The organism is Janthinobacterium sp. BJB301 (genome assembly GCF_002735685.1).
GTDB classification, from domain to species: Bacteria; Pseudomonadota; Gammaproteobacteria; order Burkholderiales; family Burkholderiaceae_D; genus Janthinobacterium; species Janthinobacterium lividum.
Genome location: NZ_PDZJ01000011.1, coordinates 1 through 9,457, shown reverse-complemented (window position 1 = coordinate 9,457; position 9,457 = coordinate 1). Strand labels below are relative to the sequence as shown.

Below are 9,457 nucleotides of genomic sequence, written 5' to 3'. Positions count from 1 at the left end.
CAGGACCGAAGTAGTTCGCATTCGGCACATACGTCACCTTGAAGGAGCGGCCGCTGCCGCCCCCCGCCGCGCCGCTCGCCACCACCGTGACGCGCCCATGCTGCGGCGGCGTGACGATGGTCACATCGGTGATCGGGCTGCCATCCGTGGAAGCGATGGTCAGGCTCACTTCCTGGTTGGCCGAGGTCGTTGCCGCTTCATTCGGCACCGGCGGCGGCGCCTGGTTCACCTGCAGGGTCAACGCTTGCTGCACCGTGAACTGGTGCGCGTCCTTCGCTTGCAAGGTGAAGTTGTAGCTGCCCGCCACCGTTGGCGTGCCGCTGACGATGCCGGTCGCCGCATTGAGTACCAGGCCCGTTGGCAAGGCGCCGCTGCTCACGGAGTACGCATACGGCGCGATGCCGCCGGCCGCCGTGAATGTCTGGCTATACGCGTCGCCGGCACGGATTGCCGCCAGGCTGGCCGGCGTCAGCGTCAGGACCGGTGCCGCCACTGCCAGGGTATAGCTGTTGCTCGCGCTGAATGGCGCGCCCACGCCCGTGCTGCTGTCCGTGACCTTGATGCTGAACGGGAAGCTGCCCGCCACATTCGTCGTGCCGGACAGTACGCCCGTGGCCCCGTTCAGGCTCAGGCCAGCGGGCAAAGTACCCACCACGGCATAGCTGTATGGCGCCGTGCCACCCGTCGCCGAGAGGGTCGCGCTGTAGGCCGTTTCCGCCGTCGGATTGGACAAGGTGGCTGGCGTCAGGCTGACCGTCGCCGAAGACACCACCAGCGTATAGCTTTGCGTGCCGGTGAACTGGTGCGCATCGGCCGCCTGCACGGTCAAGGTAAAACTGCCGGCTGCCGTTGGCGTGCCGCTCAGCAAGCCGCTGCTGCTCAAGGCGAGGCCAGCTGGCAGGCTGCCGCCCGACACCGTGTAGGCATAGGGAGCCACGCCGCCGCTGGCCGACAGTGGCTGGCTGTACGCCGTGGCGACGGTCGCCGCCGGCAAGGTGGCCGGCGTGAGCGTGATCGTCGGCGCTCCGACGGTCACGGTATAACTGTTGGTGGCGCTGAACGGCGCACCCGTGCCCGTGCTGCTGTCCGTGACCTTGATACTGAACGGGAAACTGCCCGCCACATTCGTCGTGCCGGACAATACGCCCGTGGCCGCATTCAGGCTCAGGCCAGCGGGCAAGGTACCGCTACTGACGCTGAAGGTATACGGCGCCGTGCCGCCCGCTGCCGTCAGCGTCGTAGTGTAGGCCGCTTCCGCCGTTGGATTCGGCAAGGTAGCCGGCGTCAGGCTGACCGTCGCCGACGCCACAGTCAGCGTATAGCTTTGCGTGCCGGTGAACTGGTGCGCATCGGCCGCCTGCACGGTCGCGGTGAAATTGCCCCCCGCCGTTGGGGTACCGCTGAGCAGACCACTGCTGCTCAGCGTCAGGCCCGCAGGCAGGCTGCCGGCCGACACCGTGTAGGCATAGGGAGCGACGCCGCCGCTGGCCGACAATTGCTGGCTATACGCCGTGGCCACTTTCGGCGCCGCCAGCGAACCTGGCGTCACCGAGATTACGGGGGCAACGACTATCAAGGTATAGCTGTTGCTGGCACTGAACGGTGCCCCCGCGCCGGTGCTGCTGTCCGCGACCTTGATGCTAACAGGGAAGCTGCCGGCCACATTGGTCGTACCGGAAAGCACGCCGGTGGCTGCATTCAGGCTCAGGCCGACGGGCAAGGTGCCGCTGGTCACGCTGTAGGTATACGGCGCCGTGCCGCCCGTCGCCGTCAGGGTTGCGGTGTAGGCTGCCTCCGCTGTCGCATTGGGCAAGGTGCCCGGCGTCAGAGTGACAGTGGGAATGCCCACCGTCACCGTCACTGTGGCAGGCGCCGAGGTACCGCTGGCGTTGCTGGCCGTATAGGTAAAACTGTCTGGCCCGGCATAGCCTGCCGTCGGCATGTAGGTGATGCTCGTGCCGCTGACCGTCGCCGTGCCGTGCGCTGGTGCCGATGCGGCCACCGACGTCGCCGTGCCGCCGCTCAGGTTCAGGGTGATCGGCTGGGCGCTGCTGCCATACGCCACCGTCGCACTGACGGCACCGGCCACTGGCAATGCTACCGCCACCGCTCCCGTGTAACGCATCGTACCGGCATACGGACCGCTGCCGGTGCTATGGTCGGTCGCGGTGACGGTAAAGTCATACGCGCCTGCGGCGGTCGGCGTGCCGGACAAGGTGCCGTTTGGCGCCAGAGTCAGGCCGGCGGGCAAGGTACCTGGCGGGACCGTAAAGTCATACGAGCCAGTACCGCCGGAAGCACTGATGGTCTGGCTGTAGCTGGTGCCTACCATCAGCGCCGGCAGTGTGGCCGTGGTCACCGTCACCGTCGGCGCGCCAACAGTAATCGTCACGGTGGCAGTCGCCGAGGTGCCGCTGGCGTTGGTCACCTTATAGGTAAAGCTGTCGGGACCGCCGTAACCGGCCGTCGGCGTGTAGCTGATGCTCGTGCCGCTGGCCGTCGCCGTGCCATGCGCAGCGCCGGACACCACGGCCACGGAGGTCGCCGCGCCGCCGCTCAGGTTCAAGGCGATCGCATTCGGGCCGCTGCCGTACGCCACCGTCACGCTGACGTTGCCGGACACTGGCAACGCCACCGCCACCGTTCCCGTGTAGCGCTTGGTGCCGGCATACGGGCCGCTGCCGGTGCTGCTGTCGGTCGCGGTGACGGTAAAGTCATACGCGCCTGCGGTAGTCGGCGTGCCGGACAAGACGCCGTTGGCCGTCAGAGTCAGGCCGGCGGGCAAGGTGCCAGGCGGAACGCTAAAAACATAGGGGCCAACACCGCCGGAAGCGCCGATGGTCTGGCTGTAGGCAGTGCCTGCCATCATCGCTGGCAGACTGGCAGTCGTCACCGTCACCGTCGGTGCGCCAACCGTGATCGTCACGGTGGCCGGCGCCGAAGTACCGCTAGAGTTGGTCACCGTATAGGTAAAGCTGTCGGGACCGCCATAACCTGCCGCCGGCGTGTAGCTGATGCTCGTGCCGCTGGCCGTCGCCGTGCCGTGCGCTGGCGCCGATGCCACGGCCACGGAGTTCGCCGCGCCGCCGCTCAGGTTCAGGGGGACCACATTCGGGCCGCTGCCGTACGCCACCGTCGCGTTGACTGTGCCGGCCACTGGCGGCGCCACCACCACCATGCCGGAATAGGCACGCACACCATTGAAAGGAGCGCTTGCACCGGTGCTGCTGTCGGTGGCGGTGACGGTAAAGTTATACGCGCCGATCGTCGTAGGCGTGCCCGACAAGGTACCGTCCGCCGCCAGGGTCAAGCCGGTGGGCAGGCTGCCGGCGGTAACGGCATAGTTATATGCTGCCGTGCCGCCGGTGGCCGTGATGCCCTGGCTGAAAGCGACGCCAGTGGTCATTGCCGGCAGGCTTGCCGGCGCTATGCTGATCGTCGGCGCCGCCACCGTCAGCGAATAGGCGCGCGCGCCCGAATACGGGCCGCTGCCCGTCGAACTGTCCTCGGCGCGCACCGTGAAGTTGAAGGTGCCGGCGGCCGTTGGCGTACCCGACAGCACACCGCCGCTGGACAAGCTCAAGCCGCTTGGCAAGGCGCCGGCGCTGATCGAGTAGGTGTACGGTGCCAGGCCGTTGGCGGCGCTGATGCTCTGGCTGTATGCCGCTCCGATTGCCGCGCCGGGCACGGTGGCTGGCGCGACCGTGATGCTCGGCGCGCCGACGGTGATCGTCACGGTGGCCGGTGCCGACGTGCCGCTGCCATTGGTCGCCGTATAGGTAAAGCTGTCGCTGCCGCCGTAACCTGCCGTCGGCGTGTAGGTGATGCTGGTGCCGCTGGCCGTCGCCGTGCCGTGCGAGGCAGTGGAGGCCACGGCCACCGACGTCGCCGCGCCGCCGCTCAGGTTCAGCGTGATCGGATTGGCGCTGCTGCCGTAGGCCACCGTCGCGCTGACTGCGCCGGCAACGGGCACCGCTACATAAGTGTACTGATCCGCCGCACTGGTGGCGCTGGTACCGCCAAGCGTGGTCACACGCACATCCACCGTACCCGTGCCGCTTGGCGCCGTCGCCGTGATCTGCGTGGCGCTGTTGACCGTAAAGCCGGTGGCCGGCGTGGCGCCAAACGTCACGGCTGTCGCGCCAGTCAGGTTAGCGCCAGTAATGATGACGCTGGCGCCGCCAATGGCGGGACCGAATGTGGGAGAAATACCGCTCACCGCCGGTGCGGCCACATACGTAAACTGGTCCGCTGCACTGATGGCGCTGGTGCCGCCAGCGGTGGTGATGCGCACGTCCACAGTACCCGTGCCTGCGGGCGCCGTCGCCGTGATCTGCGTGGCGCTGTTGACGGTAAAGCCGGTGGCCGCCGTGGCGCCGAAGGTCACGGCTGTCGCGCCGCTGAAATTCGAACCGCTGATGGTGACCGTGGTGCCGCCGGTAGCCGGACCGGCCGTCGGCGAAATGCTGCTGACCACCGGTGCCGCCACATAGGTATATTGATCGGCCGCGCTGATGGCGCTGGTGCCGCCCGTCGTGGTGACGCGCACGTCCACCGTGCCCGTGCCGCTTGGCGCCGTCGCCGTGATCTGCGTGGCGCTGTTGACCGTATAGCCGCTCGCCGCCGTGGCGCCAAACGTCACCGCCGTGGTGCCGCTGAAGCCCGTACCCGTGATGATGACGCTCGTGCCGCCGGTGGCCGGACCGGCTGTCGGCGAAATGCTGCTGACCGCAGGCAGCGTCACGTAGGTAAATTGATCGTTGGCACTGGTGGCGCTGGTGCCGCCCACCGAAGTGACGCTCACGTCCACCGTGCCAGCGCCGCCGACCGGCGCCGTGGCCGTGATCTGCGTGGCGCTGTTGACGGTGTAGCCGGTGGCCGCCGTGGCGCCGAACGTCACGGCTGTCGTGCCGCTAAAATTCGAGCCGGTGATGATGACCGTGGCGCCACCGGTCGTAGGTCCTGAAGTGGGCGAAATGCTGCTCACCACCGGCCGTGCCACATAGGTAAATTGATCGGCGGCGCTGGTGGCGCTGGTGCCGCCCGCCGTAGTGACGCGCACGTCGACCGTGCCCGTGCCCGCTGGCGCCGTGGCCGTGATCTGCGTGGCGCTGTTGACCGTGTAGCCGGTGGCCGCCGTGGCGCCGAAGGTCACCGCCGTGGTGCTGCCAAAACCCGTGCCGGTGATGGTGACGGTGGTGCCGCCGGTGGCCGGACCGGCCGTGGGCGAAATGCTCGTCACCGTCGGTACCGCCACAAAGGTGTACTGGTCCGCCCCGCTGGTGGCGCTGGTACCGCCCGTCGTGGTGACGCGCACATCCACCGTACCGGTACCGGCAGGCGCCGTAGCCGTGATCTGCGTGGCGCTGTTGACCGTGAAGCCGGTGGCTGCCGTGGCGCCGAAGGTCACCGCTGTAGCGCCGGTAAACCCCGTGCCCGTAATGGTGACGCTCGTGCCACCAGCGACAGAACCTGCCGTGGGCGAAATGCTGGTGACCGTTGGCGCAGGAATATACGTAAACTGGTTGGCAGCGCCGGTGGCGCTGGTGCCGCCAGTCGCGGTGACGGTCACGTTCACGGTGCCAGCACTACCGGAAGGCGACGTGGTGGTTATGGTCGTGGCATTGACGACGGTGACGGAGACGCCATTATTGGCGCCAAACTTCAGCGCCGTAACGCCCGTAAAGCCGGTACCAGTAATGGTGACGGCCGTGCCGCCGGTCGCAGGGCCGGATGCAGGAGACACGCCGGTGATGGTCGGCGGCGGCTGGGCGTTGATCACCAGGGAATAGCTTCTGGACGTGTTGTACGGTCCATTGCCGCCCGTGACATCCGTCGACTTGATCACAAAGTTATAGGTGCCCAGGGCGCTCGGCGTACCCGATAACAAGCCGCTGGAGGACAGGCTCAGGCCAGGCGGCAAACTGCCCGACTCCACCACATAGGTAAAGGGCGCAGTGCCATTCAAAGTGGACATCTGCTGGCTGTAGGGCGCCGACAGCCCGCCGGCTGCCAGGGTGGTGGGCGTGATGGACAAGGTAGGGATGGCGACCGTCACGGAATAATTCTTGATGACCACCTGCGGCGTGCCTGCCGTCGAATCGGTGACCTTGACGCCAAATGCAAAGGAGCCGGTAGCCGTCACGGTGCCGGAAATCACGCCGCTCGACGACACGGTGATGCCAGGTGGCAAGGTGCCTGAATCAAACGCGTAGGCATAGGGGGCCACGCCGCCGCTCGCCGACATGCCCTGGCTGTACGGCACGCCAATCACGGGTGCCGTCAAACTGCCGGGCGCCACGGTGAAGGCAGCCGCCGCAGGCAAGACGGTCACCGTGAAAGTGATCTCTCCTTGCGACTCATCGAGCAGCACAAACGTATCGGACAGCGCGCCATCTCCATTATTGGTGTAGGTCGCCTTGTTGTCCTGATTGTTGGTGAGGCCGGTGATCGTGCCGTGCAATGCCGTGGCAGCATTATCGTTCAGGCCAAAGGTATTGCAGCTCGACAGGTCGATGATGTACGAGGCACCCGAGGCAACTGTAAAACTCTGATTCGGAGGGCAGATAAGGCTCGGGCCCGCCGCCTGCGCGGGCGGGGCGCCGAACGCCAGCATCAGCAGGAACAGCGAGGCAAGCCACTGCACGAAACGGCCGGATATTGGCGACCTTTCAGCGGCACTGTTTGGCATTCGCCCCTTGTTTCCGGCAAAAAAGGAAAGCAGGAAAGAAAGTGCCGGACGGGCGCCGATATCGTTGCAAGTGCGCAACATAATTTCTCCAATACAGTGTTTTTTAAACAAAAAATGCACATGAAATCAGGCTGCAAGCGATACCTATCCGGGCTCTTCTACAGTGCCAACAGATGTTGACGCTTGCCATATGACAACGTATGCTAACCCGAGATTTCAATAAAGTAACTATAACAAAAAGGGTTTTTTAAAACGCAATATTGGTTGCAAATGGAAAATATTTCCCATTTGAAATTTAATTGCATTCAACCGTGGGAGAACGATGATGGCTGATGTGTATCTAGGACAAATCATGATGGGCGGCTTCAATTTTGCGCCGCGTGGATTTGCGGCATGTAACGGCCAATTGCTGCCCGTTGCGCAAAATCAGGCGCTGTTTGCACTGCTGGGTACCTACTACGGCGGCAATGGCAGTACGACCTTTGCCTTGCCTAACTTGCAAGGCAGTACCCCTGTCGGTGCCGGTAGTTCTGTCGATGGCGCCTGGCAACCTTCCCCCTACCCGATCGGTACGCGGGCGGGGACCGAGGCTGTCACCTTGATATCGACACAGATGCCGCCGCACACGCATACGGCCAATACGGTAACGACGCCCGGCACGTCGAAAAATCCCACCAATACCCTGTTTGGCGGCAGCGGCGCGGAATCCATCTATGGTTCGGCCGGACCGCAAGTTACCCTCTCCAACCAAACCCTGGCGTTGACCGGCGGCAACCAGTCGCATAACAATATGCAGCCGTTCTCGGTCATCAACTTCAATATCGCCTTGAGCGGTATCTTCCCGTCGCGCAACTAACGAATCAGCCATTTCTTACGGAGCATAGTCATGACCACACCCTATGTCGGCGAAATTCGCCTGTTTGCCTTTCCCCGCATTCCCAGCGGCTGGTTCGCCTGCGACGGCAGCCTGAAACCGATCGCCAATAATGAAGTACTGTACACCCTGCTGGGCACCACCTACGGCGGCGACGGCGTCAACACTTTCGCCGTGCCCGACCTGCGCGGCCAGGTTCCCCTGCATATGGGCACCGGTCCCGGCCTGACCAACCGGCCCATCGGGCAACGAAGCGGCAGCGAATCGGTGACCTTGCTGGCAACCCAGCTTCCTTCGCATACGCACCCGTTCAATGTGAACAGTACCCTGGCGACGGCGAATGTGCCAGCGGCCAACCTGCTGCTGACGGCCCCGTCGAATAACGACAAGATGTACACCAGCGATCTGACCGGTCTGACCGCCTATGCACTGGCAACGACCGCCACGGGCACAACAGGCGGCAACCTGCCGCACGAGAACACCATGCCAACCCTGACCGCCTCATTTTGCATCGCATGGGCAGGCATTTTCCCATCGCAGCAATAGCAGCCGGCAAGCCAGCGCAGCCCCTAAAATCGATCAGGAGAACCTACCGTGACAACACCATACCTTGGCGAGATACAAGTCTTCGGCTTCAATTTCACACCCTACGGGTGGGCCAGCTGCAATGGCGCCACCCTGCAAATCCAGCAATATAGCGCCCTGTTTTCCTTGATCGGCACGCAGTATGGGGGGAACGGGACCACCACCTTCCAGCTGCCCAACTTCACGGGACGCGCGCCCTGCAGCCAGGGACAAGGACCGGGCCTGACACCGCGCGTAATGGGCGAGACCTTCGGCAGCAACAGTGTCACGTTGAACGTGACGGAGATCCCGAATCACACCCATCAACTCAATGTGTACCGCCAGCCCACGGCCGCCCTGCAGCACAACACCCCGCTCGCTGGCGATGGCTTGATTGCGCTGGGCGGCACGTCCGCATTCGTGCCGACGACGCCACCCAATGTCACGCTGTCCCCGGCCGCGATCGGTACTGCCGGTGGCGGCCAGCCGCACGAAAACCGCCAGCCGATGCTGGCGGTCAATTTCTGCATCGCCCTGCAAGGGGAATTCCCGTCGTTTGATTAAGTTTGATGCATCCAGGCAGGCGGCGCCATCGCGGCGCCCGCCCTGCCCTTCTCCCCGTACCGGCCTCAGTTAAACACTGCCTGGTACAGGAAGCCATGGCTGTCACGCGCCACCGGCACCAAAAAGATACCCACTTCGCCAAACGCATCATGCTGCATCTGGAAAATTTTCTGGCTGAACAGGATGGGAGAGCTATTGTGAAACAGCAGGCTGAACGGCTTGCGCATCAAGCCCTCCAGGGTTGCTGACGGCAACGGGCGCACTTCCTTCAGGACAAAGGCGGCATTTCCGTCACCGGCCGCAATAAACGTCTCGTTGACGCGCGCGGCAAAATGTTCGAGGGTCAGGACATTCATCATTCCAGGTATTCCATTCTGTAAACAGTGTGGTAAAGACGATACCTGATTCTAATGGAATCATTGCCGCCCTGGCACGGCATTGACATGAAAAACCAGGCGTCATATGCACCGCGGGGCGGGAGCAAGCTGCTCCCGCCCCGCGGCGTCACCTCCTTGAGCCGTAGCGCTACTTGAGCGGCATGGCAATGCCGAACATCACCGACTGGCTACGCCCGCTATCCATGTTCAGATTGCTGTTGTAGTCCAGCGTGATGGTCATGCCGTTCGACAGCAGCAGCTTCACGCCCAGCCCCGCCGTCCAGTTGCCCGTCTGCTGCGGCACCGTGCGGATCACGTACACGGGGCCGTCGGCCGCCAGGTCGGCATACGCCAGGCGCGCATCATCGGCGCCCTGGAACTGGTGCC

General features: G+C 64.3%; 6 protein-coding genes. 3 read left to right on the top strand and 3 right to left on the bottom strand.

The features are described 5' to 3' along the window. Positions 1 to 6,646 (bottom strand): putative Ig domain-containing protein (locus CSQ91_RS28305; RefSeq protein WP_099390270.1); only part of this gene is annotated, 6,646 nt, incomplete at its 3' end. Between the two features lie 397 nt (positions 6,647 to 7,043). Here CSQ91_RS28305 and CSQ91_RS28300 point away from each other — a divergent pair. The 3 genes from CSQ91_RS28300 to CSQ91_RS28290 are packed head-to-tail and all read left to right on the top strand — an operon-like array spanning position 7,044 to position 8,693. Continuing rightward, positions 7,044 to 7,547, top strand: coding sequence for a phage tail protein (locus CSQ91_RS28300; RefSeq protein ID WP_257217512.1), 504 nt, complete (start codon positions 7,044 to 7,046; stop codon positions 7,545 to 7,547). 30 nt (positions 7,548 to 7,577) lie between these two features. Next, positions 7,578 to 8,111, top strand: coding sequence for a phage tail protein (locus tag CSQ91_RS28295; RefSeq protein WP_099390269.1), 534 nt, complete (start codon positions 7,578 to 7,580; stop codon positions 8,109 to 8,111). 48 nt (positions 8,112 to 8,159) lie between these two features. After that, the gene (locus CSQ91_RS28290; RefSeq protein ID WP_099390268.1) at positions 8,160 to 8,693 is read left to right on the top strand and encodes a phage tail protein; all 534 of its coding nucleotides are present in this window, start codon (positions 8,160 to 8,162) and stop codon (positions 8,691 to 8,693) included. 65 nt (positions 8,694 to 8,758) lie between these two features. Here CSQ91_RS28290 and CSQ91_RS28285 read toward each other — a convergent pair whose 3' ends face one another. Further along, entirely contained in the window at positions 8,759 to 9,052 is a 294-nt protein-coding gene (locus CSQ91_RS28285) for a DUF6916 family protein (protein WP_240317700.1), read from the bottom strand. Between the two features lie 166 nt (positions 9,053 to 9,218). After that, positions 9,219 to 9,457, bottom strand: a 239-nt coding sequence (locus tag CSQ91_RS29055) for a hypothetical protein (protein ID WP_180278417.1), incomplete at its 5' end; no start/stop codon positions are given.

What these genes read in the sequence shown, in the direction of transcription:
- CSQ91_RS28300 (WP_257217512.1), top strand. Translation starts at nt 7,044, where the DNA reads ATGATGGGCGGCTTCAATTTTGCGCCGCGTGGATTTGCGGCATGTAAC.
- CSQ91_RS28295 (WP_099390269.1), top strand. Translation starts at nt 7,578, where the DNA reads ATGACCACACCCTATGTCGGCGAAATTCGCCTGTTTGCCTTTCCCCGC.
- CSQ91_RS28285 (WP_240317700.1), bottom strand. Translation starts at nt 9,052, where the DNA reads ATGATGAATGTCCTGACCCTCGAACATTTTGCCGCGCGCGTCAACGAG.